Below are 25,681 nucleotides of genomic sequence, written 5' to 3'. Positions count from 1 at the left end.
ACTACCTCTTTATTATCGTTAAATAGTTTATTTTTGGAGGTTTAAATAATTTGTTTACATATTGGTTTAATCGTATAAATAATAAAAATTTATATATTTCATTACTTGTTGGTTTTGGGATTTGTTTATTACAAACAGTATTTTCTGTATTTGATGCTTCGACCTATTTACAAGTTGCAGATTCTTTTTTTTCCCCATATACAAAATGGATAGGGATAGATTTAGTATCAAGTTTTAAAACTATGTTTTATTTTTTATTACCATTAATTGCGACTATCGGTATTGGAAATGTAATACAAGAAGATAAAAATAATGGATTTCTATACATGTCCTTATCTAAAACAACTATTAAAAAATATTTCACTACCTTTTTTATTACAGCATTTTTAGTAGGATTCATTGTTATTATTTTACCTTTATTATTTAATTTTTTAACAGCTTTTTTATTTTTACCCAATCTCCCTGTTGATCCGATTGTTAATTCAAATATTGGTTTAACAGTAACTTCAACTTTTTTCCCAGATTTATATTTTAATCATCCTTTTATTCACGTTTTATTTTATATTTTTTTATCTGGAATATTTGGCGGTATTTTTTCATTGTTATCTGTTAGTTGTTCATTTTACTATAACAATCAATTTGTTGTACTAGTAATTGGATTTGTCATCCAGATTGTATTAACAATACTTAATTTATTTGTCTCTATACCAATTTCTCCAATGTTTTTCTTACCTGAAATACAAACGATTCAGGGTGGTTCTTCATTATATATTATTATTTTAGCTATTTCACTTTTAAGTATATCGTTTATTTTATTTTATCAAGGAGTTAAAAAACGTGTTATTTCTTAAATCTTTAATTTATCTGTATAACAATATTAACAGAAATAAATTTTTCCTTGTTACATCAATTCTTTTATTTTGGGGAGTAAGTATATTTAATACAATATCATTTATTCAAGGTCAGAATAAATCTTTTGAAATATTAAATATGTTTTTAAGCTTTAAAAGTGAAGGGTTTGTTTCATTTGCATACCTCCCATTTTGTTTTATAGCTACAGCAATATTATTACATGAACAGGAAGATCCTTTTTTATTAGTTAGATTTAAAGATATTTATCACTATTCAAAATTTAAAGCCATTCAATTATTTATATTATCTATTCTGTGCACTTTGATAGAAATAATTGTTTTCTTTGCAAATAGTAGTATTTTAAAAATATATGCCAACAATTCTTTCAATATTGATACTGACTCATCATTTATATTTATATTTTATTATACAAGTATTTTATTAGTAACTACATTTAATCTATTACTTTTACAAACAATCTTTAACACCATATTTCAAAATAGATTAATAAGTTTTATATGCATGATATTGTTAATTTTTATGGATCAATTTTTAAATTCAAAATTAGGAATATCTATAGTTCTTTATCACGGTATGATTATACAAGAACTAAACAAGATTACATTAAATATTTTAATCAACCAATTAACTTATTGTTTAGGTGCTTTATGTATATTAATAGTAGGATTTTATCATACGTATAACAATAAAGAATTCTACTAGGAGGAAAAGTATGAATTCAAAGTTTTTTTTACTTATAAAAAGAGACTTTTTCTTATTTTGGAGTATGTCAAAAATAAGATTTATTAATAGTATACTTCTACTATTAATAATTTTGAGTATTGTTACATATCAAATAAAAAATCAATTATCAATCATAGAAATGTTAAATACAAATGTTCATTTTACAGATATGTACCTTTACATATTTTGGGGTGTAAAATATGAAATTGTAAAAACTAACCATTTTGAGTTTCCTATAATATGGTTAGTCTTAGGGCTACTTCCTTTTTATGTATTAGGAGATTCATTTAAAATCAATATAACTCGATATTCCTTATTTTTAACCGGTCGATCCATTTCATATAATAGTATTTTTGCTATTAAATCATTAATATTATTCTGTTTATTTACTACATACCAATTAATAATAATTACTTTTACATTTATAATCAGTTTATTATTTTTTAATCCGGTTTTTTCAATTGGAACTTTCTTCACTTCTATGCATCATATTGAATTTATATCAAATTCTAAAGTTATATTATTTATAATAATTCAAATATTATCTTTGAATTGTCTGCTATTTTTATTTAATTGTTTAGTATTACGTATGAAAAGCGTTTACGCAATAATTATTATTTCTATCCTAATGCTTTCTACTATTTATATTCCTAAATATAAAATATTGTGGATAAACGGAACAATGTTTTCAAGAATATTAGAATTCAATATTTCCGAAATTTATATTATATGTGTTGAAATATTATTAAGCTGCTTATTCTACTTTATAGGAAAATCCATTCATAAAAATACAGAATATTAACTAATAAAGGAGTCTTAAATAAATGGAACCTTACATAATTTTACAAAACGTTCATAAAAAAATAAAAGATCAGATTGTCTTAAATGACATCAATCTAACATTACATAAAAATAAAATTTATGGATTTAGAGGCCCAAATGGTTCTGGTAAAACTATGATGTTTAAAGCTATTTTAGGGTTAGTGAAAATTGACAGCGGAAATATTATAGTCAATGAACAAAAAATACGTAAAGATATTTCATTTCCACAAAATACAGGATTTGTTATAGAATATCCTGGGTTTGTACCTTCATACTCTGGATTTAAAAATTTAAAATTATTAGCCATGCTTAATAAAAACATTAGTGATCAAGAAATTAAAGATGTTTTAATACAAGTTGGGTTAAATCCAGATGATAATAGACCATTCAAAAAATATTCATTAGGAATGAAACAACGCCTTGGAATAGCACAAGCAATAATGGAAGACCCTGAATTATTAATTTTAGATGAACCGACTAATGCTCTTGATGAAGAAGGTATACAATTTATCATTAAATTACTCAAATCACTTAGCAATAAAACAATTTTAATTGCAAGTCACGATAAAGAATTCTTAACTCACGTGACAGAAGAAATCTTTACAATTAATAATGGTATTATTACACCTCCTGAGGTAAATAAATTATGAAACATAAAAAAATATATATTAGTGCATTACTTATAATAACTTTTACTATTTGTTTTATAAAATATAACTCAGTTAACGCGGCTTATAAAAATTATAAAATTGATTCAATACCAGTTGTATTAAATAAAGAATTTGATACTAAAGACTTTAAAATTACATATACCAATACTAAAAAAAATAACATAAATATAAATGGTAATGAATATATCCAATATCTAATTGGTATAAAAATGAGAAACAAAACTTCGAAAAATATTGAATATCCTTCTAGTAAATTTTTTATTTTAGCCCCAAACTTTAATTATAATCAAAGTTTATACCTATATAATGAAGAAAAAAAACCAATTAATTTTAATTTAAAACCTAATGAAGAAATAGAAGGATATCTAATATTTAAAATGCCTTATCATTGGGGAATTAATAATCATACATCTTTCAAAATTATATATTCAGAAAGCGATGTAAGTGAAAATAAAACAAAACAATATAAATTAAACCTTTAAAAAGATATTTTCTCCATATCAAAAAATGCTCTTCAGTTAAAGAATTTGAAGAGCATTTTACATAAATAATTCTTTTTAAAACATATCTTTGAAATTAAGTTTGATCAAAATTTACTTAATATTTTTTAATAGGAGGAGTAATGTATCTCAAATTAGGATACAGCCGAGATAGTTAATTTAAATCGTATTCTTAGTCCCCATATAACTTTAAAAATTACATTATAATATTTGAATTGATTTTCCTATTTAGGTTAAGAGTTTGGATTTGAACCATTTTTTGCATACATCCTAACAACCGCTTCAGCAAGACATTGAGCAGAATCAACAAAATCCTCACCCGCCACAACATTCAAATCAGTACATGCGATAATTGCGGTATCTACTTCAGCTTTTAACTGTACAACGAGCACACTCCATAATTCTCGAGCTTCTTCAATTTCTCCGCCTTTAATACAAGTAATGATTTGATTAATCATTGTTTGCCATTTTTCATGATGGATGTACTCTATATTACGTTTTGTAATCCCGTCTTGGTAAATACCAGCTTGAATTGTCGCTTCTGTTGCGAGAAGAGCGACTCTTTTTGTATTTTCAGGAATTGCTTGTAACGTCTCGTCGACTATATTTAAAACCGGAATGGACAGAGAATGCTGTAATTCTTCAAAATAAAGATGCGCCGTATTGCACGGCATAGCGATAAATTCTACGCCAGTACTTTCAAGTTTTTGTGCCCCTTCAATAATCGCTTTTTTCATTGCTTCGTGATCGATAAGGCGATCCATATAAAACGGTGTTGGGCAAGAATAAATCATCATATGAGGAAAGTCCATATCATGCTTTGCTCCGTATATTGTTTGGCACTTTGCTACAACTGTATCAACGAATGGCCCAGTTGATTTTGGTCCCATTCCTGCTAGTATTCCGATCATTGGTTTGTCTCCTTTAAAATGTAATTAAAAACGTTTTTTGCGAACGACAAAAAGAAATAAAGTAAGTAATAAAAATGAATATACGATAGCCCAAGCTGTGAGCCATAGCGTGTGAGTAAGTATATTAAATTTGTATTGTCCAAGCATTAGAAAGCTTTCGACAGGTGGTAAAAACCATAGTAACTCTTTTTTAAACCTGATGGAGGCGATCGTTATAAGTAATATAAATGTCAGGCTAAGCCAAGCGGTGCTTGCTTTTTGAATAATATTTCTAGTAAATAAAGTTGCGATTGAAATTCCAAGTATAGAGAAAGACATATGAGCGAGAAATCCGACTAAAAATAAAGAAACTGTCATTTCTTCATTAAACATTTGCAAAATAATTGGGTAGATTATGGATATAAAAGATAAAACAGTACAAATGAGAAGAGCTGTAATATATTTACCAACATATAGTGCGGAAATATTATTTGTGTGAGAAATAGTAATTTGTTCTTGTACAGGGTCTTCCGTATGAAAAATTGTGATTGTAATCCAGGCAGATAATAAATAAAGCGCAAGTGCTGTTTCTAAATATGTCGGTACAATAGGAGTCGGTTTATATGTATATACAAAAAGTAAGCTCACAAAGTACATCGCAATAGGAGGGACGTACTTATACGATTTTGTATAGTCGAGAAAATGGTAACGAATAAGCGCGAACATAATAAACCTTCTTTCGATTTAAAAATTAGGTTGTAACAGTGTGATAGATGCTTTTTTATGTAATAAAAACTGAAGCATGTCGTTTGTATATTCTTTTTTAATTTGTAATTGAATAAGGTTTTGATTTGAATTGTGTGTAACGTGTATAAAACCGGATTGCTTTTGTAGTTCTATCGCTGAAAATGTGTCGTGAACGATTGCTTCAATATAGACTTGTTCTGCTGATTTTTGTACAGAGATATTTTCCGTAATTGTGTGATTTGCTAACGTCACAATTCTATCGGCGAAGTTTTCTAGTAGTTGTTTTTCGTGACATGTGAAGAGTATAGATATGCCGTGTTGTTTTAATGAGAGTAAAATATGTTCTAATTCTTGCTGGGAGTTAGGATCGAGCCCAGAAAGTGGTTCGTCTAAAATTAATAAATGGACGTCTGTAAGTAATGCTTGCATAATACCGGTTTTTTGTTTCATGCCTTTTGAAAAGTTTCGTACAACGGAATGTCTTGCATGATGTAAATGAAAAGATTCAAGAAGCATCGGAATTTTATCTTTTACATATTTTGTTGATAAACCGTGAATGTGGCCGAGATGATATAAATAATCCTCTAATGTAAAACGAATTCCTTCAGGAAAATGTTCAGGTACATAGCCGATTTGTATATGTTCTTTTCTTTGAAGTGTCCCTGCTGTAGGTGAAATAAATCCTGCAATGATTTTGAGCAGAGTACTTTTTCCAGTCCCATTCCCTCCAATAATAGCGAGTGCCTCTCCTTCTGGAATGGATAAATCAATGTTGTCTAGTATAAGTGATTTGCCGTACTTCTTTTGAATTCCCCTTAGTTCTACTAGCAAAGTTCTATCCTTCTTTCTTCAAATATTGTATACATCCATTATATAGGAGAATAAGAAAAAGACGTGCAGTGAGTGCACGTCTTTTTTTGTTATGTTTTGTCGATAAGTCGATATAGTGTGTCGAATCGTCGATATATCGAAAAAATCGTTGATATATTAACCCGTATTAATCAGAAGTTTATCGTTTCTCAATCGCCACGATAAATGGCGGGTTATTTTGCTGGTTAATGAAGCCGTATCGTAGTACGTGTGCTTGTTTTTGGTCTAGTTCTTCTGCAAATTTGAGAACTGCGTCGCGTTCTACTTGTCCTTCTGGATGCCCGTGGTAAATAACAAGGACGATGATACCTTCAGGTGCCATTACTTCGAGTAATTGTTCAATCGCCGAGATTGTTGAGTTCGGTTTTGTAACGATATGCTTGTCTCCGCCTGGAAGATAACCTAAGTTGAAAATTGCGCCTGTTACTTTTCCTTTTGCATCTTCTGGTAGTACGGATAGAAGCGTATCGTGACTATCGTGAACTAAAACAGTACGTTCGAAAAGTTCTTTTTCTTTTAAACGAGTCGTCGAGCTTTCAATCGCCTCTTTTTGAATATCAAATCCAAATACTTTTCCGTTATCGCCAACGATTTCAGCTAGGAAGCAAGTGTCATGCCCATTGCCTAAAGTTGCATCTACAGCGTAATCGCCTTCTTTTACTGCCGTTTGCAAGAGAGTGCGAGCAAACGGTAATACACGTTCTAATTTCATTGTTGTTTCTCCTCATTTGCATATTTTCCTTGCCAGCTTCCGCGGCGTACAAATTCTGCATCGATGGAATTTAATACTTCCCATTTATTTAAGCTCCACATTGGGCCGATCATTAAATCAGGTGGACCGTCACCTGTGATGCGGTGCACAATTACGTCTTCTGGAATCATTTCAAGTTGGTCAACAACGAGGCTTACGTAATCTTCAAGAGAAAGGAATTCTAGTTGTCCTTTTTCATATTGCTTCACCATTGGCGTTCCTTTTAATAAATGAAGTAAATGAATTTTAATTCCTTGTACGTCAAGCTTCGCTACTTCACGAGCTGTTTCCATCATCATGTCATAATCTTCAAGAGGAAGACCGTTAATAATATGAGAGCAAACTCGAATACCGTGCTTGCGTAATTTATTTACGCCTTCCACATAAGAAGGATAATCATGAGCACGATTAATAAGGTTTGCAGTACGTTCATGAACAGTTTGTAGACCGAGTTCAACCCAAAGGTATGTGCGTTTATTTAAGTCCGCTAAGTATTCAACGACATCGTCCGGTAAACAATCTGGACGAGTCGCAATAGAAAGACCGACAACGTCTTTTTCTGCTAGAAGCGGTTCGAATTTTTCTTTTAACACTTCAAGTGGTGCGTGTGTATTTGTGTATGCTTGGAAATAAGCGATACATTTGCCATCTTTCCACTTCGAGCGCATTTTTTCTTTCATTTCATGATATTGCGTTATAACATCATCGCGGCGATCGCCAGCGAAGTCACCAGATCCGGCAGCGCTGCAAAATGTACAACCGCCATAAGCAACTGTACCGTCACGGTTCGGGCAATCGAAGCCAGCATCTAATGAAACTTTAAAGATTTTTTCACCAAATTCATTTCGTAAATGGTAATTCCATGTATGATAACGTTTATTGTCGTTTGTATATGGAAAAGGGTTTTGAACCTTCATTACTTTCCCTCCTAAGCCGAGTCAAAATGAAACAAAATCCATTATAACATACTCATAAGGTAGAGATGGAAGGGACACACTAAAGGGGAATTGAAGCAAGGAGGGACAATTATGGCAGAGCGTCAATCACTTGAATCGTATATTACACAAGCGGAGCAAGCTGTGGAATATGCGAAAGAACAATTAGACCAAGGCATGAGACAAGAGCATTACAATACGATGGAGTATTCGGATGCGCAGCTACAATTAGAACAAGCATATAACGATTTACAAACGATGCAACAACATGCGAATGATGAGCAACGTGAGCAATTAAATAGAGCGCGTATGGCAATTCGCCAGTTGCAACATCAAATGATTATTACACCGCACTAATAAGGAGTGAATGTAATGGCGAAACGTTCAGATCAAAATAACCCAGAGCAAAAAACGCAAAATGGACATAACGCTGAGTTTTCGAATGAGCTTGATCCAGTGGTTCAAGTGAAACAGCGTAACAGTAAAAAAGGACAACCTCAAAAATCGAAACAATCAGAGTAGACCAGGTCGCAATATGACCTGGTTTTATTTTGCACCGCCAAAATCTAAGTTGTGAGGGATGAACAACTTACATACCAATTAAAGCTTTATTTTACTATATAACAATAATGTAAGCTTACTGTAAGGTTTGCCGATAGTTGTAAAATCACATTTTCAGTAGAGTAAGGAAGGATTAAATTTTATACAAGGAGCTGCTTTATGGGGAACAATATTACAAACAAACGAATTGATGAGTTAGATTACATTCGTGGCTTCGCACTACTGGGGATTATTTTAGTAAATATTCTCGCATTACTTAACATTAAAATTCCAGATCCTAATACAGTGGATGCTAGTTATCAAAGGTTTTTATACTTATTTGTAGAAGGTCGTTTCTTCTCAATCTTCTCATTTTTATTTGGAGTGGGATTCTATATCTTTATCTCTAGAGCAATTGCAAAGGGGAAAAATGGGTATGTTTTATTTCTACGCCGCTTAGTTGCACTATTTATTTTCGGTTTGATTCATTACATGTTTCAACCTGGAGAAGCATTAACGCTATATGCAATTTGCGGGTTAATCGTTTTACCGTTTTATAAGGCGAAAAAACAAGTGAACTTAATTATTGGCCTTATTTTAACAATTGCCTTTAGTGTAATGGGTGTTAAAGAATTATTACCACTTGGCTTAATTTTATTAGGGCTTGCTGCAGGACAATATCGTATATTTGAAAATCTTGCGCAAAATATAAAAAAAGTCGCTATTTTTACAGGTATTATGTTTGTTTTAAGTGTCGCAGCTGTATGGTATCAATACGGGCATGTGCCTGCTGATCCATTTGTAAATATGATACTTATGAATGAGGATGGAACAATGGATGCTGCAAGCCAATTTTTAAAAATTGGTGTTACAGTTGGACCAATCATTTCAGCTTTCTATGTTGGAGCATTAATTTTACTACTTCAATTAAAACCAGTTCAAACATTGTTAGCGCCACTGAAATATTATGGACGTATGGCTTTAACAAATTATATCGGTCAAACTGCAATGATTTTAATCACAGGAAGTGTATGTAACTTTGCAGGAAATTTAACTTATATGCAGACGTTATATGTATGTATTGCAATTTATGCAATTCAAATTTTGTTTAGTGTGATTTGGATGAAAATCTTTAAAATGGGTCCACTAGAATGGATTTGGCGTGTTATTACGTATTGGACGGTAACACCTTTAAAGAAATAAAGTGAAACTTTAATCTGTCGGTGTTTTCTGTGGGGGTCTTACTGCCCATTAAAGTGGGATAAAGAGAGAAGTGGGCTGTTCCTTTTGTGGAGCAGCCCACTTTTTATTGTCATCTTTTTCGGTCAGTCGATATTACTTGTTGAATCGCCAATAAAATTTCGTTTATCAATGAACCTTACACACTCATCCTTTTTATATTACAAAAGTGTAAGGTAAATGTAATGTTAACAAATAGCAGTTCACCTCCAAAAGGCGCAAAATAGGTAATGGAAAAACAAGCGTAGGAGGATTTATATGACGAAACCAGTTGTAGACGTGAAAAACGTTCAAAAAGTGTACGGTAAAAAAGGTGAGAACCAATCACACGCGTTAAAAGGTGTTTCATTCTCAATTCAAGAGGGTGAGTTTGTTGGAATTATGGGACCATCTGGTTCTGGTAAAACGACATTATTAAATGTAATTTCAACGTTAGATAAAGCAACGGACGGCGTTGTTGAAATTGCGGGTACGGATATTACAAAAATGAAGCAAGGTGAGCTGTCAGATTTCCGTTCACAAAAGTTAGGATTCATCTTCCAAGACTTCAACTTATTAGAGAACTTATCTATTTATGAAAACATCGCACTTCCATTATCTCTGCAAGGTGTCTCATCACGTAATATTGGACCGAAAGTAGAAAAGGTAGCTGATATGTTAGGCATTTCGGCAATACTTCAAAAATATCCATCTGAAGTATCGGGTGGACAGAAACAACGTTCAGCAGCAGCACGCGCTTTAGTGCATGAGCCAGCAATTATTTTAGGGGACGAGCCAACAGGAGCGCTTGATTCTAAAAATGCAGCGAGCTTACTTGATGCGATGACAAACTTAAATCAAGAGCAAGGTGTATCTATTATGATGGTTACACATGATCCGTATAGTGCAAGTTACTGTCAACGTATTTTATTCATTCAAGATGGTGAGTTATATAAAGAAATTCACCGAGGCGGAACACGTGAAGAGTTCTATAAAGAAATTTTAGATGTACTTGCAGATCTAGGTACACAAAAAGCGTAAGAAAGGAGGTCTAGGGCATGTTATTCAAACTTTCCATGTCAGGGTTAAAAAGTAAGCTGAAAGATTATATCGTCTTACTTGTCGGTCTTGTCATGTCTATCTCAATTTTTTATATGTTTCAAACGTTAGCGCTGAATAAAGCGTTTATCGAATCTAACTCAGTTATTCAATCAATTGGATTCGTATTCCAAGCAGGTTCAGTTTTACTAGCCATTATAACGTTCTTCTATATTTTATATGCGAACTCTTTCTTATTATCTCTTCGTCAAAAAGAGTTTGGTATGTATATGATGTTAGGAGCAAAAAAGCATAAAGTTACATTACTTATGTTTATTGAAACGATTGTATTAGGGGCTGCATCTCTTGCGATTGGTATTACAGTTGGTGTAGGACTTGCAGAAGGTATCGGACAGTTATTAATGAAACAATTAGAATTTGCTGGTGAAGGTTATAAAGCATTTTACCTTCCATCTATGACTGTTACTTGTATTTTCTTCTTTGCATTATTTGTACTATCAGCAATTATGAACAGTATTAAATTATCACGTATTTCTGTACTGCAACTTGTACATGCAGACGCACAAACAGAACGTGTTGCAGTAAAAGGAAAAATGACAGGTGTAGTTGCATTCCTTGCGGTTATTTTATTAGGAATTGGCTATGCATCAATGATTTACATGGAAAAACTAAGAGAAATGGGAATCCTTATTGCATTAATTACAACAACAGCTGGTACTTACATGCTATTTGGATCACTTCTTCCGGTTATTATTAAAAAGCTAAAAAGCAATAAAAAGCGTAGTGAAAAAGGGCTTAACGCTTTTACATTTGCACAATTAAACTTCCGTATTAATAGTTTAACGAAGGTACTTGCAACAGTAGCGATGTTAGTTGCCCTTGGAGCCGGTGCCATTTCAGGTGGTATGGCGTTTAAAAATAACGTTATAAAAATGGTTGATGGTTTCGTAATCTATGATTCAGTAGTTCATAATCCAACTGCTGAAGAAAAGAAAATTTTAGACGGTATTACATTTAAAGAGAAAAGCGAATATCGTTACAAAGTCGATGATAAATACGTTTACTATGTAAAAGAAGATTTAGAGAAAAATCGTCCTTTAGTAAAAGATATGTCAAATATGAAGTCGATGAAGGATTTAATGAATACAAAGAAAGTTTCAGCGGACCTGCCAGTAGGTGCAGTTTCTCGAGAAATGAATGAAAAAGATGCGAATGCTACAGCACTTCCAGAAGAATGGGACGAGGCTTTCAGAACAATCGAGCCATTCTACGTACATGAAGATCATGCAATTAAAATTGTAGATCAAAAAATGTACGATACTGTAAATGGTAAAGAAGGAATTGTATTTACTGGAAAAACAGATGATTTTGAAGCGCACAAAAAAGAATGGAAAAAACTTGACGAGTTGCAGCTAGATAAATATAAAAATGTAAAAGCTGAAAGATTAGATAGTAAATATCAAGCTTACGACATGTTCTATGGCGTTGCGAGCGGAACAGTGTTTATGGGATTCTTCCTTGGAATTGCATTCTTAGCAATGATGGCAAGCTGTCTCATGTTTAAAATTCTTTCTGGTGCATCAAAAGATATTACGCGTTATCAAATGCTTCGTAAAATCGGTGTGCGCCGTGAATTATTAACGAAATCCATTTATAAAGAATTATTCTTAGTATTCTTATTCCCAGCAATTGTAGGTATTGCTCACGTATTAGTTGGTATGAATATTTTCGGATTTATTTTAATCGATCCGTACTTCCGTATTTGGGTACCAATCATAATTTTCGTAGTTATTTACACGATTTATTACTTCATTACAGTTCAATTGTATAAAGGAATTGTGCTTCCTAAGGAAGACTAATAAAAAACCGAGCGAAATTGCTCGGTTTTTATTATTTTCAGAAAAAACACTTTAATGTTACTGAAATATATAATATAATGTAAATAAGTAACATAATATAAAAGTAGAAGCAGCTGAAAAATGAAAGGAGGAATCCGATCTGTAGAAAGAGGCTGAACTTGTATCCCCCTATTATTCCTACCCCTACTGTATTTGCACAATTATAAATTTCCAAATCTAAAAGTATATTGTAAAAATAATGGATAATACATGGAAATCTCATAGCGTGATAAGGTAAAATGGACAACATGATGAGAAAATTACCGTTCATAAGATGAGGAGAATACATGTATGGAAGTTGTAGAGGCATTAAAAGATATAAGCCAAATTGAGGCTATGAAAAAGTATTTAAAAGAGCACTCACAGCGAGATTATCTTTTATTTGTTATTGGAATTAACACAGGATTAAAGATTACTGAGCTACTTAGTATGAAATTTGAAGAAGTATTAAATGAAGATGGAACTGTTAAAGAGTTTTATTCTCTTCCTGTGAAAGATGAAAAGTTTAAACAAGATATTTATTTAAATACAAAAGTAAAAGAAGCGCTTTTAGAGTACGTACAATCTATTGATGTGAAAAGAGAAAACTATGTATTTCAATCTAATAAAACGACAAATTCAATCTCACGCCAACAAGCGTATCGTGTAATCCATAACGCAGCGGAAGCGGTTGGGATTGTTGGAAAGATTGGAACGAACTCAATGCGAAAAACATTTGGATTTCATGCGTATAAAAGAGGAATAGCAATTGCACTATTGCAAAAGCATTTCCATCACGCGACTCCATCAGAGACGCTTAAGTATTTAGGAATCTCAAAAGATGAGAAGTTTAAAACTGAGATTGATGTAGATTTGTAAAAGCCGTAACTAAAAACTTTAGGAGGCGGAAATTATGAATATTAGAGAGAGTGAACTACCGGGCATTGGATGTAAATTTGAAGTTATAACAAAAGGTAATGAAAAAATGGTTATCGTTATTCATGATGATGGCCGAAGAGAAATGTATCATTTTGATGCAGATCATGATGAAAGTATTTCAAGCATTTCTCTTCGTGATTCTGAAGCGAGACAAATTGCGGCTATATTAGGCGGAATGGTATATAGACCGCAAGCTTTAGACACAATTGAGATGGCTTTTGAAGGATTATCAATTGAATGGTTTAAGGTGGAGAATCATGCACCAGTCGTACAAAAAACAATTGGTAGCTTACATGTTAGAAAAACATATAACGTAACGATTATTGCTATTTTAAAAAAGAATATGAAGAAATTCTTTAATCCAGGTCCAGACTCTATTATTGAAGCTGGCGATATGCTCGTGTTGTCAGGCGCGAGACATGAAGTGAAAAGAATTATTAATGAATTGCTTTCATCAGGAGGTGATTCATAATCGATGGATACTTTAATCTTTGAAGTTGGAACTGCGTTAGTATTAGTAGCTTTTGCAGCTATCCTCGCTGCGAAGTTAAAGTTCTCGATTATTCCGTTTCTCATTATACTCGGTATGTTAGTGGGGCCTCATGCCCCCGACTTAGGACTTATCGATTTAAGGTTTATTGAAAGCGGAGAAGTTATTTCCTTCCTCGGCCGCGTTGGCGTCATATTCCTCCTATTCTATTTAGGCTTAGAATTCTCAATAAAAAAATTAATTAAATCAGGAAAATCAATTGCTTTCGGGGGAACTGTCCACATATCACTTAATTTCATATTAGGTTTGCTTTATGGATATGTGATGGGCTTCCCCTTATTAGAAACATTAATTATTGCTGGAATCATTACAATTTCATCGAGTGCAATTGTTGCAAAAGTAATTGTTGATTTAAGAAGATCTGGTAATAAAGAGACTGAATTAATATTAGGAATCATTATGTTTGATGATATTTTTTTAGCTGTATATTTATCAGTCGTTTCAGGATTAGTACTTGGGGGCGCAACATCATTTGTAGGTGCTCTTACATCGGTATTAATCGCAGTAGGATATATGCTACTATTCTTTGTAGTCGCTAGAAAAGCTACGCCGTTCTTAAATAAAATATTAGATATTTCGTCAAATGAAATTTTTATTATCGTAATATTCGCTATTTTATTCTTTGTAGCAGGATTTTCAGAAACGATTCATGTTGCTGAGGCGATTGGAGCATTATTGTTAGGGCTCGTTTTTTCTGAAACAGAGCATAGCGATCGGATTGAGCATCTCGTCGTCCCGTTCCGTGATTTTTTTGGAGCTATATTCTTTTTCAGCTTCGGCTTAAGTATAGATCCGTTTTCACTTGGAGGAGCAGTGTGGTTGGCATTAGGAGCAGTTTTCATTACTCTAATCGGTAATTTTACTGCTGGAATGGTTGCGGGACGTAAAGCCGGGTTATCCCATAAGGCTTCTACGAATATCGGTTTAACACTCGTATCACGCGGGGAATTTTCTATTATTGTAGCAAATATCGGCATTGCGGGTGGCTTAATGGCAGCGATTAAACCGTTCTCTGCACTGTACGTTTTAATATTAGCATCGTTAGGACCGTTACTAACGAAAGAGTCCGGGAGAATATACTCTCTACTAGATAAAATATTTAAATGGAGTGCGAAAGAACGTGCGAAGCGAGAAAAAGAAGTTGGATAGTATAAATAAGGGGGAGACTGCATGAACTTTAGAACTTTATGCAGTCTTCCTTTTTTATATATTGTTGTTGATGTCGTTTTTTGTCGGTAAGTCGATATATTTTAATAATCGCTCATATATTTCGGGAATCGCCGATATATTTTGAGATTCGCTGATATATTCCCCAAATCGCTGATATATTTTCAAGTGACAATTCATATAATTTCATTTACCGAAAAACCATTATCTGAATTTCATCAACTATTAATCAGTTGCCTTCCTATTTAAAAACGACTACAATTTTACTGTTATAGATGAACGAAAAAAATAGAATAGGAGGGGAGACTATGCCAAAGAAAGTATGGCTATTAGTAGCTGGGATGATTATTAATGTCACGGGTGCTTCTTTTTTATGGCCTTTTAATACAATTTATTTGCATGATCACCTAGGAAAATCTTTATCTGTGGCCGGAATGGTATTAATGATCAACTCGCTTACTGGTGTAATCGGAAACTTGCTCGGCGGTGTTTTGTTTGATAAATGGGGCGGTTATAAATCAACTTTAGTAGGGATTGTCATTACACTCGTATCGATTTTAGGCCTTGTGTTCTTCCACGGTTGGCCGTTATATGTTGTGTGGCTAGCATTAATCGGCTTTGGTTCTGGAATGGTCTTCCCATCGATGTATGCGATGGTCGGTACGGTTTGGCCAGAGGGCGGAAGACGAGCATTTAATGCGATGTATGTTGGGCAAAACGTTGGTATTGCGATCGGAACAGCGTGCGGTGGTTTAGTTGCATCTTACCGTTTTGATTATATTTTCTTAGCCAATTTTGTTTTGTACTTTGTTTTCTTCTTAATTGCTTTTATTGGATTCCGTGGTATGGAAGACAAGAAAGAGCCAGGAGTGAAAAAAGAAGTCGAAACGAAAAAAGGCTGGACACTTACACCTGGATTCAAAGCACTTCTTATCGTATGTGTAGCATATGCTTTATGCTGGGTTACATATGTACAGTGGCAAGGGGCAATTGCAACACATATGCAGGAATTAAATATTAGTCTTCGTCACTACAGTTTATTATGGACGATAAACGGAGCGATGATTGTTTGTGCGCAGCCACTAGTTAGCATGTTAATTCGCTGGATGAAGCGTTCTTTAAAACAACAAATTATGATTGGAATCATCATATTTGCGGCGTCATTCATTGTATTAAGTCAAGCGCAACAATTTACGATGTTCCTCGTTGCGATGGTAACATTAACAATTGGTGAGTTATTCGTTTGGCCAGCAGTTCCAACGATTGCAAATATACTTGCGCCAAAAGATAAACTTGGATTTTATCAAGGCGTTGTAAATAGCGCGGCGACTGTAGGGAAAATGTTCGGACCGGTCGTTGGCGGAGCGATTGTTGATTTATACAATATGGAAGTATTGTTTATAGCAATCATGGTAATGCTTGTAGTAGCGATTATAGCAACGAGCATGTATGACAAGCGAGTAAAAGTAGAAGAAACAGTTGAAGAAAAAATTGCAGTTTAGTTTGACGGAACATGTAACATGTTTTAGAATATATTTAAATAAAACAACCTTTTGAACAAGGGAGATAGCTCGGCTGCCTTAAGACGAATTCGTTAGTTATTAAGAGTAACGATTAACCGAGAAGCCTTCGCTTTAAGTAAGCTCTTAGGAGATACGAAGTGGTGGGTAGTTCACATTAACTTATATTTGTAATAACAGTGAGAAGGAGTAGTAGTAATAGAAGCTGGTTTAGAGAGTTGACGGTCGGTGCAAGTCAATCCACGTTTCGTTATGAACTCGCCTTTGAGTTGCAGTTGTGAAACTAATAGTAGCAATTGCCGTTAATCCACGTTACGGATCTAAGCGAATGTATATTTGTACATTAATTTAGGGTGGTACCGCGGGAATCTATAACCTCTCGTCCCTTTCTAGGGATGAGAGGTTTTTTGTATTTTGGGCGGTGAAAATAAATAGAATTTCAAGGAGGGTATCTCATGAGCTTTAATCATCAAGATATTGAGAAGAAGTGGCAAGGGTACTGGGAAGAGAATAAAACATTCCGTACGCCAGATGAGACAGAAAAACCAAAATTTTATGCACTAGATATGTTCCCATATCCATCAGGTGCAGGCCTACACGTAGGACATCCAGAAGGTTATACAGCGACAGATATTTTATCTCGTATGAAGCGTATGCAAGGATATAACGTTCTTCATCCAATGGGATGGGATGCATTCGGTCTTCCAGCAGAGCAATATGCACTTGATACTGGAAACAGCCCAGCAGAATTTACAGAGCTTAATATTAATACGTTCCGTAATCAAATTAAAGCATTAGGTTTCTCTTACGATTGGGATCGTGAAGTAAATACAACAGATCCAAACTACTACAAGTGGACACAATGGATTTTCCTAAAGCTATTTGAAAAAGGGTTAGCTTACGTTGATGAAGTACCTGTAAACTGGTGTCCAGCACTTGGTACAGTACTTGCGAACGAAGAAATTATTGACGGTAAGAGTGAGCGCGGTGGACATCCAGTTGAGCGTCGTCCGATGAGACAGTGGATGTTAAAAATTACAGCTTACGGAGATCGTCTATTAGAAGATCTAGATGAGCTTGATTGGCCAGAAAGCTTAAAAGATATGCAACGTAACTGGATCGGTCGTTCTGAAGGTGCAGAAGTACACTTTAACATCGACGGTACAGACGAGAAATTCACAGTTTTCACAACGCGCCCTGATACATTATTCGGTGCAACATACTGTGTACTTGCTCCGGAACATGCACTTGTTGCAGAAATTACAACAGCGGAACAAAAAGAAGCGGTAGAAGCTTACATTAACGCTGTAAAAATGAAGAGTGACCTAGAGCGTACAGAACTTGCGAAAGAAAAAACTGGTGTATTCACTGGTGCTTACGCAGTTAACCCAGTAAACGGTGAGAAATTACCAATCTGGATCGCTGATTACGTTCTTGCAACTTATGGAACAGGTGCTGTAATGGCAGTTCCAGCTCACGATGAGCGTGACTATGAATTCGCATCAGTATTCAATCTTCCAATGAAGGAAGTTGTAAAAGGCGGAGACATTACGAAAGAAGTGTACACAGGTGATGGTGCACACGTAAACTCAGCATTCCTTGATGGTTTAAATAAAGAAGAAGCAATCGCAAAAATGATTGAATGGCTTGAAGTAACGAGCGCAGGAAATCAAAAAGTAACGTACCGTCTACGTGACTGGTTATTCAGCCGTCAACGTTATTGGGGCGAGCCAATTCCAGTAATCCACTGGGAAGATGGCACAATGACAGCTGTGAAAGAAGAAGAATTACCATTAGTTCTTCCGAAAACAGAAAACATCCGTCCTTCAGGTACAGGCGAATCACCACTTGCTAACATTGACGAGTGGGTAAATGTTGTTGATCCTGAAACTGGTAAAAAAGGTCGTCGTGAAACGAACACAATGCCACAATGGGCTGGTAGTTGCTGGTATTACTTACGTTATATTGATCCAAACAACAGCGAAGCACTTGTAGATCCTGAAAAAGTAAAACAATGGCTTCCAGTTGATATTTATATCGGCGGAGCGGAGCACGCGGTACTTCACTTACTATATGCTCGTTTCTGGCATAAAGTATTATATGATATCGGTGTAGTTCCAACGAAAGAGCCGTTCCAACAATTATTCAACCAAGGTATGATTCTAGGTGAAAACAACGAGAAAATGAGTAAATCAAAAGGTAACGTTGTAAACCCTGATGATATCGTAGCAAGCCACGGTGCAGATACACTTCGTCTATACGAAATGTTCATGGGACCATTAGATGCTTCAATCGCTTGGTCTGAAAATGGTCTTGACGGAGCTCGTCGTTTCCTAGACCGCGTATGGCGCCTATTCATTCAAGAGAACGGTGAATTAAGTGAGAAAATTACTGATGCACCAAATAAAGAGCTTGAAAAAGCCTACCACCAAACAGTGAAGAAAGTAACAGAAGACTATGCAGAGCTTCGCTTCAACACAGCGATTTCTCAAATGATGGTATTCATCAACGATGCATACAAAGCTGAAACACTTCCGAAAGAATATGTAGAAGGTTTCGTGAAAATGATTGCACCAGTTGCACCTCACATTGGGGAAGAACTATGGAGCAAACTTGGATACAATGAAACAATCACATATGCAAGCTGGCCAACATTTGATGAGTCTAAACTTGTAGAAGATGAAGTGGAAATCGTTGTTCAAGTTATGGGCAAAGTTCGTGCAAAACTAACAATGAGTAAAGACGCATCAAAAGAAGAAATGGAACAACTTGCACTTGAAGCAATTCAAGACCAAATTGAAGGGAAAACAGTTCGTAAAGTAATTGTTGTTCCTGGAAAACTTGTTAACGTTGTTGCAAACTAACTCATTCTAAATAAAAGCTCAGAGCATTTATGCTCTGAGCTTTTTTGTGTAGAAAATAATCTCAGAATCACCTTCATCTAAATTTTCAACTATTCCACTACGTACAAATAAAAGAGCGGAATTCCAATACAGACAAACACCTATTTTTCTATAGGAAATATGATAAAAAAGGTAGGCTAAATTGAGTAGAAGAGGTGAAAGGAATGAAAGGGATGGACAATAATGCACCACATGGCTTCTTCGGAGGCGAATCGGACAGTTATACACAAATGATGTTAATGGGAGGAGCTGGCCAACAAGGGTACGGTGGAATTCCGAGCTGGATGGGTGGAGCTGCAGGAGGGTTTCCAACATCGGTAGCTGGCATGCAAACTGGAATGCCTACATCAATGGGAGGGTTTTCGACATCAGGGGCTGGAATGCCTACAGTAACAGGAGGATTTCCGGCGTCAGTAGCTGGCGTACAGACAGGAATTCCAGTAGGGGTACCAACTACATTTCCTTCTTTCGTTGGAGGAGTGCAGACAGGATTTCCGGTACCAGGAATAGGTGTTGTAGCTGGGGAATAGGCGGGTATCCGCAAGTTGTTCACGGTCATCATGGACATCACCACCATCAAGGTCAACATGGCCATCATGGACACCATCATCATCATCAAGGCCAATACGGTCATCATGGACACCATCATCATCATCAAGGTCAACACGGTCATCATGGACACCATCATCACCAAGGTCAACACGGCCATCATGGACACCAAGGACACCATCATCACCAAGGTCAACATGGTCATCAACAACAAGTACATCACCACGGTCACCATCACATTCATCCGCAAGCTGTTCTTTATCAAACGCACCAAGGCCAGCACGGTCAACATGGTCATCAAGGTCAACATGGTCATCAAGGTCAACATGGTCATCAAGGCCAACATGGTCAACATGGTCACCAAGGTCAACACGGTCATCATGGTCAACACGGTCATCAAGGTCAACACAGTCATCAAGGTCAACACGGTCATCAAGGCCAACACGGTCACCAAGGTCAACACGGCCAACATGGTCAACAGCACCAACAGCACCAACAGCACCAACAGCACCAACAATATCAACAATATCAACAATATCAACAGCAACAATCTTCTCCTTGGACAGGTGGAATTGGAGCGGGAGCAGCAGGAGCAGCGGCAGGAGCAGCTAGCATTAGTGGAGCAGCCGGACACGCGGGACACGTGGGTCATTAATGAAGTGCAGAAAAAAAGACATAATAAAAAACTGCTGGGAAATCCTAGCAGTTTTTTTCAGCTTCTTGGCGTTGGCGTTCGATTTCAGCACGAAGTTGTGGCTCTGGTGCTTGCCAGCCTTCTGGTTTTAGAATTTTGCCGTCCCCTTCACGGAATCGAGGTTTTCCATCAGGGAATAGTTTTGCCATGTTTGCGTTATTTACAATTTCGAATCCTTTATCAGGACGTACGCCCATTTCGGCAAACGTTCCGAATGCAAAGTAAATAAGGTCAATTAGTGCATCATATTGATCTTCAACAGTCGTTGCTTCTAGAAATTCTTCTAGCTCTTCTTGCATAAAGCTAGCACGAATTTTTGCACGTTCTTCTGTTAATTTCGTTGGAGTATTTGTCACAGGGTGTCCGAACTCTTCATGCATTTTTGCAACAAGTTCGTATCCTTTATCTAAACCTTTTTCGTTTGTCATGTTGTTTCATCCTTTCTCGCTTTGTGCCGAATCTCATTGTAACATAAGGTGATTATGAAATGAAAAAGGACTGTTCAAAAGTTTCATCTTTTAGTTAAGATAGGGAAAGATTATATCGACTAAACGACAAAACATAACCCATTAATAAAAGAAAGCCATCCCGGAATACTTTTGGGACGGCCTTGCTCGTTACTTTTCTTCTTTTATTAAAATGGATAAAATAAGGTCGATGCCAAACATACCAACGAGCAACATCGGTATAACGACAAGTAAATAACGTGTGAAGGAAACATTTTTTAAGTATGTATGAGCAAATAAAAAGACGCCGAGAAATAAAATACCATTTAAAATAGGCTTTACTAATTTTTTAGACATAAGCTCCCCCGTAAATATCTTCTCTCTCTATCTAAAATAAAAACTCCTCTTTCCGTTGTATCATGCTGGAGGGAGGAGTTCAATCATTTCTCATTCGATTACACCAGAATTTGTAATATTAACGGTGTATTTTACTTTAATTGGTACATCTTTGTACATTTTTCGCCACTCTTCTAATTTAAATGGACGATAATGTTGTCTATATTTTGCTCCAAGTCCAAGAGGGTCAACATTTAAGGATTTAAACTGTTTAATTAGTTTTGTAGCTTTTGCATCTAACTGTTTCTCAACCGCTTTCGCTATTTTTTGCGTGTTCTTTTTATTTTCTAAGTTGAATTTTCGAGATAATTCTTGAATACGAGCTTCCATTTTCACATGAATATAGAAAGAAGGTTTTCCATTTTTTATAGTTACTTCGTATGTAGGAATGGAATGGATGTTATTAATCATTGCATAGCCAGGATTGGTTTTAAATTCATGTGAATCTAGGCGGTGCTTTTCTAGCAGTCCTTTGAAAACAAACATATCGTGATACTTAATTGTTCCGACCAACTTATCCTTTTTCAAGAGACCGATACCAGTAATTTTTATTTTATCTCCATGTTTTTTTAGGATAGGCATATAAGAATCTTGTCCTTCACGGTAGTACCTGAAGGCACCTAAATATAAATTGTCAGTTGGCAAAGGCCCAGTGTCCATATTATGTTCTAACATTTTTTTTATATAAATCGCAACATTGTAAGAGGTACTGTATTTTCCTTTAAATAGTTCAGTACCACTGCCTTCTAATAGTCCAACATACAGTGAGTTACCAATATTCACATCACGAATCAATGTATCAAAGGAAGTTGATAATCCTTTTTTAGCAATCTTTGTTGTGAATAAGGCAATACGCATCTGACCGCTTGCGAACGGTTGCGAAGATTCTAAAGAGGTATCTGCCTTTACTTGTTTTACTGCGTTTCCTGTTCCTTCATAGACTTGAACTTTATTTCCCTTTTTTTGTATGGGGCAAACGAATGTAACTTTTACTTTATTATCTTTTGCTGTATCGAAGGCAGTTCCTTGAATGAGCTGAACATCATCAATAATATTTTTTTGTAAACAACCAGTTAGACTGAAGACACTGATGCAAATAAGAAGTATTAATTTTCTTTTGGTTTTGTCCATTTTTTTTTCACCCACACAATAATAAATAGAATTGGGATATATATATATATAAGCCAAAAACTAACTTTAGATGCATTACTAATAAAATCATTAATATCATGCCTATTTGTTAAAAGTTGTGAAACCACTAAGGTGATAAGCATAAAGGCAATTAAAATTCCCCGTTGTTTCACACGAAAGATTTCATGAGTTCCTCGAGTAGCGGCCCATAAAGGTAGAATAAAGCTTGTAATAATAACGAGAGCATAACCGGAAATAGCAATATACTCAAGTCGCTCTATAAAAGGAAGCTTAATAACTTGTGTCATGGACAGTTGAGACCAAATTGTTTTGAGTAGTTGTTTTTCGCTAAAGAATGTAAAAGCGAGAATAGTACTGAATAAATATAGAACATTAGAAAATAATGCCCCATATTGCGCAAATTTATGGGATTTCTCTGGCTCTTTAACAAATGGATAAATCATAAGGAAAATTTCAAATCCTGTCATACTATAAATAGATAGTTGAGCTGCTTTCAAAATATCGGTAAAAGAATGTGAAAATATTGGAAGTAAATTATCCCAATGTGAGAATTTCAAAATGAAAAGACTTAGAAAAAGATAACCTAATGTTCCACCAACGGAAATAACACAAATTCCTGTAATGACGCGGAATCCTGATGAAATAATGTAATAACTTATTAAACATAAAAAGAATGTGAGCATCCAGATGGATGCACTAGGAAACATCCATACTTGAATAATTTCGACATATGTTCTAACAACAGAAATGCTTACAATGAAAAAATAAGCCATAAAAATGATATTAATACCATTTCCGATCCATTTTCCAAAAAGTTGTTTATGTAAATCAATTAAGTTTCCTTCTACAGTTTTTAATGAATAATACATCATCCAGATGATAATATGAATAATGATCCCTGTGAGGAGAACCCCCATCCAGCCGTCGTATCCAGCAGCTTTTGCAATAATTCGAGCGAAGCCAAGAACGCCAGCTCCAAACTGTGCACCGTGAATTAAGAAGAAGACAAAGACAGGAGAGATTTGATATTTTTCTTGAACTTTACTCATCGATGCACCTCATTCCTTAATCATCAAAGTCTGATCTATGTTTTGTTGAAATTCCTTTTGCTGATTTTTTTACATGTTGTGGCCTCGCTTGTACATCCCTTGTATCAATCATCGTTAAAGGAAAACGAATCCAAGAGTCCTTAACCGACTGTTGTCTCGTCGGATAAAACAAAGCGTAAGGCTTACGTAAGGAAGTAAGCCTGAATAGATGAGTAAATAAGAAGATAAATCCAAGGGAAATCCCGAACAATCCGCCTATTTCTGCAAACATAAGAAATGGAAAGCGTAGTAATCGAACTGCATTACCCATTTTATAAATAGGTGTAATAAAGGAAGCGAGTGCTGATAAGGCAACGATAATTAATAAAATATTACTCGTTAAACCAGCTTGTACAGATGCTTGCCCAATTACGATACCGCCTACAATCCCGAGTGTTTGACCAACTTTCATCGGTAACCTCGCGCCAGCTTCTCTCAATAAGTCGATTGCAAGTTCTAAAAAGAGTGCTTCAATTAAAGGTGGGAACGGTACTTGTGCCCTTGATAAAATCAAAGTTTCAAGTAAATCACTTGGAATAAGTTCATAATGATAATTTAAAACTGCAACATATAGTGGTGTAGCACAGATTGAAAATAGAACAGCGATAAGGCGTAAAATGCGTGAAAATGTAGCGTATAGCCAAGAAACGTTATAGTCTTCTGGTGAAATGAAAAAATCGAAATAGGATACTGGCGTAAGTAGAACACTTGGAGAACCATCCACAAAAATAGCAATTTTCCCATCAATGAGTGCTTTTGTAACTCTATCAGTACGTTCTGTATTGATATAGAGAGGGAAAATCGACTTTTCACCCATTAGTTCTTGTATATAAGCACTATCATTAATTTGATCATATTCAAGAGCACGTAATGACTCCTCGAGAAAATCTACATTTTCTTTTTCAGCGAGGTTGTCTAAATACATCATGACAACTTTTGTTTTGGAAAACTCGCCAACAATCATTTCTTTTGTTTGTAAATCTAAAACAGGAAGGCGTTTTCGTACTAAATTAATATTCGTATCAATAGCTTCTACAAAGCCTTCTTGTGGACCGATAACTGTTGATTCATTTAATGGAGGGCTTGGTGCCCGATACGTATCAATTGCAATGTTTGCAAGCATACACTTTTGATCTTGCTGATTCAATTGAATAATCGCATGCCCCTTTAAAACCATGTCCTCAATTTTTTGTAAGTCGTTCGTAATTGTAATACCACTCATCGGAATATGTTCTTTTAGCTCTTCTAATGAAGTACAAGGTCGTTCTAACAGAATAGGCATTAAATATTTCTGTAATTTCTCTCCATCAAGTGAAGGACGATAGTAAGAAATCCAATAAGGCATCGTTTCATCATCAGATGTATGATAATTAACAAAATCGCTAGACTTTTTGAGTTTCTCTATTAAATCTTGTAGAGAATGAATACGGTCTTTTTCTGGTTTCGTAAAATCATAAATACTATTATTTCCAGAGTTTTGCTGCTGATTTTGACCCGAGTTACCTTGTTTAGAATGTTGTTGATTCTCATTCGAGTTGTCTTGTTTAGAATGTTGTTGATTCTCATTCGAGTTGTCTTGTTTAGAATGTTGTTGTTGATTCTGATTCGAGTCGTTTTGTTTAGAGTTTTGTTGTTGATTCTGATTCGAGTCGTTTTGTTTAGAATGTTGTTGCTGATTCTGATTCGAGTCGTTTTGTTTAGAATGTTGTTGCTGATTCTGATTCGAGTCGTTTTGTTTAGAATGTTGTTGCTGATTCTGGAATGAGTCATCTTGTTTAGAATGTTGTTGTTGTTGTTGTTG

The 25,681-nt window shown here is 35.0% G+C and carries 25 protein-coding genes, 2 pseudogenes and 1 other annotated feature; of the genes and pseudogenes, 15 read left to right on the top strand and 12 right to left on the bottom strand.

Annotation, left to right across the window (positions count from 1 at the left end):
* Positions 1 to 50: 50 nt before the first annotated feature.
* Together K5S59_RS14130 and K5S59_RS14125 are read left to right on the top strand one after the other, a co-directional pair.
* Complete coding sequence (locus tag K5S59_RS14130) at positions 51 to 851, top strand: hypothetical protein (protein WP_000495760.1); 801 nt, start codon at positions 51 to 53, stop codon at positions 849 to 851.
* On the top strand, positions 838 to 1,575 hold the full coding sequence (locus tag K5S59_RS14125) for a hypothetical protein (protein ID WP_000898139.1): 738 nt from the start codon (positions 838 to 840) through the stop codon (positions 1,573 to 1,575). Before K5S59_RS14130 ends, K5S59_RS14125 begins: the two co-directional genes overlap by 14 nt.
* 288 nt (positions 1,576 to 1,863) lie before the next feature.
* Here K5S59_RS14125 and K5S59_RS14120 read toward each other — a convergent pair whose 3' ends face one another.
* On the bottom strand, positions 1,864 to 2,073 hold the full coding sequence (locus tag K5S59_RS14120) for a hypothetical protein (protein WP_157639296.1): 210 nt from the start codon (positions 2,071 to 2,073) through the stop codon (positions 1,864 to 1,866).
* A gap of 347 nt (positions 2,074 to 2,420) precedes the next feature.
* Here K5S59_RS14120 and K5S59_RS14115 point away from each other — a divergent pair, with 347 nt between their 5' ends.
* Both K5S59_RS14115 and K5S59_RS14110 read left to right on the top strand, forming a co-directional pair.
* Entirely contained in the window at positions 2,421 to 3,068 is a 648-nt protein-coding gene (locus K5S59_RS14115; protein WP_000433931.1) for an ATP-binding cassette domain-containing protein, read from the top strand.
* Entirely contained in the window at positions 3,065 to 3,571 is a 507-nt protein-coding gene (locus tag K5S59_RS14110; protein ID WP_098259420.1) for a DUF4352 domain-containing protein, read from the top strand. The genes K5S59_RS14115 and K5S59_RS14110 overlap by 4 nt, the downstream gene beginning before the upstream one ends.
* A gap of 251 nt (positions 3,572 to 3,822) precedes the next feature.
* On the opposite strand, the gene K5S59_RS14105 is transcribed toward K5S59_RS14110, so the two are convergent.
* The 5 genes from K5S59_RS14105 to mnmL all read right to left on the bottom strand — a co-directional run bounded on the left by K5S59_RS14105 (position 3,823) and on the right by mnmL (position 7,764).
* Positions 3,823 to 4,500 carry an aspartate/glutamate racemase family protein gene (locus K5S59_RS14105; protein WP_000579330.1) on the bottom strand — a complete coding sequence of 226 codons (678 nt, stop codon included), beginning with the start codon at positions 4,498 to 4,500 and terminating at the stop codon, positions 3,823 to 3,825.
* 24 nt (positions 4,501 to 4,524) lie between these two features.
* A complete protein-coding gene (locus K5S59_RS14100; protein WP_000457767.1) occupies positions 4,525 to 5,205 on the bottom strand; it encodes a hypothetical protein in 681 nt (226 codons plus the stop codon).
* Between the two features lie 18 nt (positions 5,206 to 5,223).
* Positions 5,224 to 6,057, bottom strand: coding sequence for an ABC transporter ATP-binding protein (locus tag K5S59_RS14095; RefSeq protein WP_000959730.1), 834 nt, complete (start codon positions 6,055 to 6,057; stop codon positions 5,224 to 5,226).
* A 178-nt stretch (positions 6,058 to 6,235) separates the two neighbouring features.
* Complete coding sequence (gene mnmM / locus K5S59_RS14090) at positions 6,236 to 6,808, bottom strand: tRNA 5-(aminomethyl)-2-thiouridylate-methyltransferase MnmM (RefSeq protein ID WP_000764489.1); 573 nt, start codon at positions 6,806 to 6,808, stop codon at positions 6,236 to 6,238.
* A complete protein-coding gene (gene mnmL, locus K5S59_RS14085) occupies positions 6,805 to 7,764 on the bottom strand; it encodes a tRNA modification radical SAM protein MnmL/YtqA (RefSeq protein WP_029440192.1) in 960 nt (319 codons plus the stop codon). Before mnmL ends, mnmM begins: the two co-directional genes overlap by 4 nt.
* 111 nt (positions 7,765 to 7,875) lie before the next feature.
* Here mnmL and K5S59_RS14080 point away from each other — a divergent pair, with 111 nt between their 5' ends.
* From K5S59_RS14080 to leuS, 10 genes are all read left to right on the top strand, one after another.
* Positions 7,876 to 8,139, top strand: a complete 264-nt coding sequence (locus K5S59_RS14080) for a YtzC family protein (protein WP_000840869.1) — start codon at positions 7,876 to 7,878, stop codon at positions 8,137 to 8,139.
* Positions 8,140 to 8,154: 15 nt separating this feature from the next.
* Positions 8,155 to 8,304 (top strand): hypothetical protein, encoded by a 150-nt coding sequence (locus K5S59_RS14075; RefSeq protein WP_001129344.1) that lies wholly within the window; start codon positions 8,155 to 8,157, stop codon positions 8,302 to 8,304.
* A 198-nt stretch (positions 8,305 to 8,502) separates the two neighbouring features.
* The gene (locus K5S59_RS14070; RefSeq protein ID WP_098321385.1) at positions 8,503 to 9,525 is read left to right on the top strand and encodes a DUF418 domain-containing protein; all 1,023 of its coding nucleotides are present in this window, start codon (positions 8,503 to 8,505) and stop codon (positions 9,523 to 9,525) included.
* Between the two features lie 294 nt (positions 9,526 to 9,819).
* Positions 9,820 to 10,581 carry an ABC transporter ATP-binding protein gene (locus tag K5S59_RS14065; protein WP_120450952.1) on the top strand — a complete coding sequence of 254 codons (762 nt, stop codon included), beginning with the start codon at positions 9,820 to 9,822 and terminating at the stop codon, positions 10,579 to 10,581.
* A gap of 17 nt (positions 10,582 to 10,598) precedes the next feature.
* On the top strand, positions 10,599 to 12,458 hold the full coding sequence (locus K5S59_RS14060; protein WP_029440189.1) for an FtsX-like permease family protein: 1,860 nt from the start codon (positions 10,599 to 10,601) through the stop codon (positions 12,456 to 12,458).
* A gap of 330 nt (positions 12,459 to 12,788) precedes the next feature.
* Complete coding sequence (locus tag K5S59_RS14055; protein WP_000454219.1) at positions 12,789 to 13,355, top strand: tyrosine-type recombinase/integrase; 567 nt, start codon at positions 12,789 to 12,791, stop codon at positions 13,353 to 13,355.
* 34 nt (positions 13,356 to 13,389) lie between these two features.
* Complete coding sequence (locus K5S59_RS14050) at positions 13,390 to 13,887, top strand: cation:proton antiporter regulatory subunit (RefSeq protein WP_001026045.1); 498 nt, start codon at positions 13,390 to 13,392, stop codon at positions 13,885 to 13,887.
* A 3-nt stretch (positions 13,888 to 13,890) separates the two neighbouring features.
* Positions 13,891 to 15,114 (top strand): cation:proton antiporter, encoded by a 1,224-nt coding sequence (locus K5S59_RS14045; RefSeq protein WP_120450951.1) that lies wholly within the window; start codon positions 13,891 to 13,893, stop codon positions 15,112 to 15,114.
* Between the two features lie 326 nt (positions 15,115 to 15,440).
* The gene (locus tag K5S59_RS14040; protein WP_098872863.1) at positions 15,441 to 16,634 is read left to right on the top strand and encodes an MDR family MFS transporter; all 1,194 of its coding nucleotides are present in this window, start codon (positions 15,441 to 15,443) and stop codon (positions 16,632 to 16,634) included.
* Between the two features lie 188 nt (positions 16,635 to 16,822).
* Positions 16,823 to 17,042, top strand: a binding site (T-box leader).
* 65 nt (positions 17,043 to 17,107) lie between these two features.
* On the top strand, positions 17,108 to 19,516 hold the full coding sequence (leuS, locus tag K5S59_RS14035; RefSeq protein WP_000009444.1) for a leucine--tRNA ligase: 2,409 nt from the start codon (positions 17,108 to 17,110) through the stop codon (positions 19,514 to 19,516).
* Positions 19,517 to 19,543: 27 nt separating this feature from the next.
* Here the strand turns inward: leuS and K5S59_RS30175 are convergent.
* Positions 19,544 to 19,624, bottom strand: a pseudogene (locus tag K5S59_RS30175) (GNAT family N-acetyltransferase); the annotation flags it as partial.
* 95 nt (positions 19,625 to 19,719) lie between these two features.
* Between K5S59_RS30175 and K5S59_RS14030 the strand changes: the two are divergent.
* A pseudogene (locus tag K5S59_RS14030) lies at positions 19,720 to 20,759 on the top strand (hypothetical protein).
* 44 nt (positions 20,760 to 20,803) lie between these two features.
* On the opposite strand, the gene K5S59_RS14025 reads toward K5S59_RS14030, so the two are convergent.
* The 5 genes from K5S59_RS14025 to K5S59_RS14005 form a co-directional block, all read right to left on the bottom strand.
* Positions 20,804 to 21,226 (bottom strand): pyrophosphohydrolase domain-containing protein, encoded by a 423-nt coding sequence (locus K5S59_RS14025; protein ID WP_000180547.1) that lies wholly within the window; start codon positions 21,224 to 21,226, stop codon positions 20,804 to 20,806.
* A gap of 189 nt (positions 21,227 to 21,415) precedes the next feature.
* Positions 21,416 to 21,601: a hypothetical protein gene (locus K5S59_RS14020; protein WP_000038782.1), complete on the bottom strand. Its 186-nt coding sequence runs from the start codon at positions 21,599 to 21,601 to the stop codon at positions 21,416 to 21,418.
* A 90-nt stretch (positions 21,602 to 21,691) separates the two neighbouring features.
* Positions 21,692 to 22,771 (bottom strand): Ger(x)C family spore germination protein, encoded by a 1,080-nt coding sequence (locus tag K5S59_RS14015; RefSeq protein ID WP_000361809.1) that lies wholly within the window; start codon positions 22,769 to 22,771, stop codon positions 21,692 to 21,694.
* A complete protein-coding gene (locus K5S59_RS14010; RefSeq protein WP_098122620.1) occupies positions 22,747 to 23,841 on the bottom strand; it encodes a spore germination protein in 1,095 nt (364 codons plus the stop codon). Before K5S59_RS14010 ends, K5S59_RS14015 begins: the two co-directional genes overlap by 25 nt.
* A gap of 16 nt (positions 23,842 to 23,857) precedes the next feature.
* A partial coding sequence (locus tag K5S59_RS14005; protein ID WP_220784058.1) for a spore germination protein occupies positions 23,858 to 25,681 on the bottom strand: 1,824 nt, incomplete at its 5' end.

The organism is Bacillus sp. BML-BC051 (assembly GCF_019656175.1).
In the GTDB taxonomy this organism is placed as follows: domain Bacteria; phylum Bacillota; class Bacilli; order Bacillales; family Bacillaceae_G; genus Bacillus_A; species Bacillus_A mobilis.
Note: the sequence above shows the minus strand (reverse complement) of the source record. Positions and strands in the feature narration are given on the sequence as shown.

What these genes read in the sequence shown, in the direction of transcription:
- K5S59_RS14020 (WP_000038782.1), bottom strand. Translation starts at nt 21,601, where the DNA reads ATGTCTAAAAAATTAGTAAAGCCTATTTTAAATGGTATTTTATTTCTC.
- mnmL (WP_029440192.1), bottom strand. Translation starts at nt 7,764, where the DNA reads ATGAAGGTTCAAAACCCTTTTCCATATACAAACGACAATAAACGTTAT.
- K5S59_RS14055 (WP_000454219.1), top strand. Translation starts at nt 12,789, where the DNA reads ATGGAAGTTGTAGAGGCATTAAAAGATATAAGCCAAATTGAGGCTATG.
- K5S59_RS14025 (WP_000180547.1), bottom strand. Translation starts at nt 21,226, where the DNA reads ATGACAAACGAAAAAGGTTTAGATAAAGGATACGAACTTGTTGCAAAA.
- mnmM (WP_000764489.1), bottom strand. Translation starts at nt 6,808, where the DNA reads ATGAAATTAGAACGTGTATTACCGTTTGCTCGCACTCTCTTGCAAACG.
- K5S59_RS14110 (WP_098259420.1), top strand. Translation starts at nt 3,065, where the DNA reads ATGAAACATAAAAAAATATATATTAGTGCATTACTTATAATAACTTTT.
- K5S59_RS14040 (WP_098872863.1), top strand. Translation starts at nt 15,441, where the DNA reads ATGCCAAAGAAAGTATGGCTATTAGTAGCTGGGATGATTATTAATGTC.
- K5S59_RS14100 (WP_000457767.1), bottom strand. Translation starts at nt 5,205, where the DNA reads ATGTTCGCGCTTATTCGTTACCATTTTCTCGACTATACAAAATCGTAT.
- K5S59_RS14065 (WP_120450952.1), top strand. Translation starts at nt 9,820, where the DNA reads ATGACGAAACCAGTTGTAGACGTGAAAAACGTTCAAAAAGTGTACGGT.
- leuS (WP_000009444.1), top strand. Translation starts at nt 17,108, where the DNA reads ATGAGCTTTAATCATCAAGATATTGAGAAGAAGTGGCAAGGGTACTGG.
- K5S59_RS14060 (WP_029440189.1), top strand. Translation starts at nt 10,599, where the DNA reads ATGTTATTCAAACTTTCCATGTCAGGGTTAAAAAGTAAGCTGAAAGAT.
- K5S59_RS14010 (WP_098122620.1), bottom strand. Translation starts at nt 23,841, where the DNA reads ATGAGTAAAGTTCAAGAAAAATATCAAATCTCTCCTGTCTTTGTCTTC.
- K5S59_RS14115 (WP_000433931.1), top strand. Translation starts at nt 2,421, where the DNA reads ATGGAACCTTACATAATTTTACAAAACGTTCATAAAAAAATAAAAGAT.
- K5S59_RS14045 (WP_120450951.1), top strand. Translation starts at nt 13,891, where the DNA reads ATGGATACTTTAATCTTTGAAGTTGGAACTGCGTTAGTATTAGTAGCT.
- K5S59_RS14080 (WP_000840869.1), top strand. Translation starts at nt 7,876, where the DNA reads ATGGCAGAGCGTCAATCACTTGAATCGTATATTACACAAGCGGAGCAA.
- K5S59_RS14015 (WP_000361809.1), bottom strand. Translation starts at nt 22,771, where the DNA reads ATGGACAAAACCAAAAGAAAATTAATACTTCTTATTTGCATCAGTGTC.
- K5S59_RS14105 (WP_000579330.1), bottom strand. Translation starts at nt 4,500, where the DNA reads ATGATCGGAATACTAGCAGGAATGGGACCAAAATCAACTGGGCCATTC.
- K5S59_RS14050 (WP_001026045.1), top strand. Translation starts at nt 13,390, where the DNA reads ATGAATATTAGAGAGAGTGAACTACCGGGCATTGGATGTAAATTTGAA.
- K5S59_RS14075 (WP_001129344.1), top strand. Translation starts at nt 8,155, where the DNA reads ATGGCGAAACGTTCAGATCAAAATAACCCAGAGCAAAAAACGCAAAAT.
- K5S59_RS14070 (WP_098321385.1), top strand. Translation starts at nt 8,503, where the DNA reads ATGGGGAACAATATTACAAACAAACGAATTGATGAGTTAGATTACATT.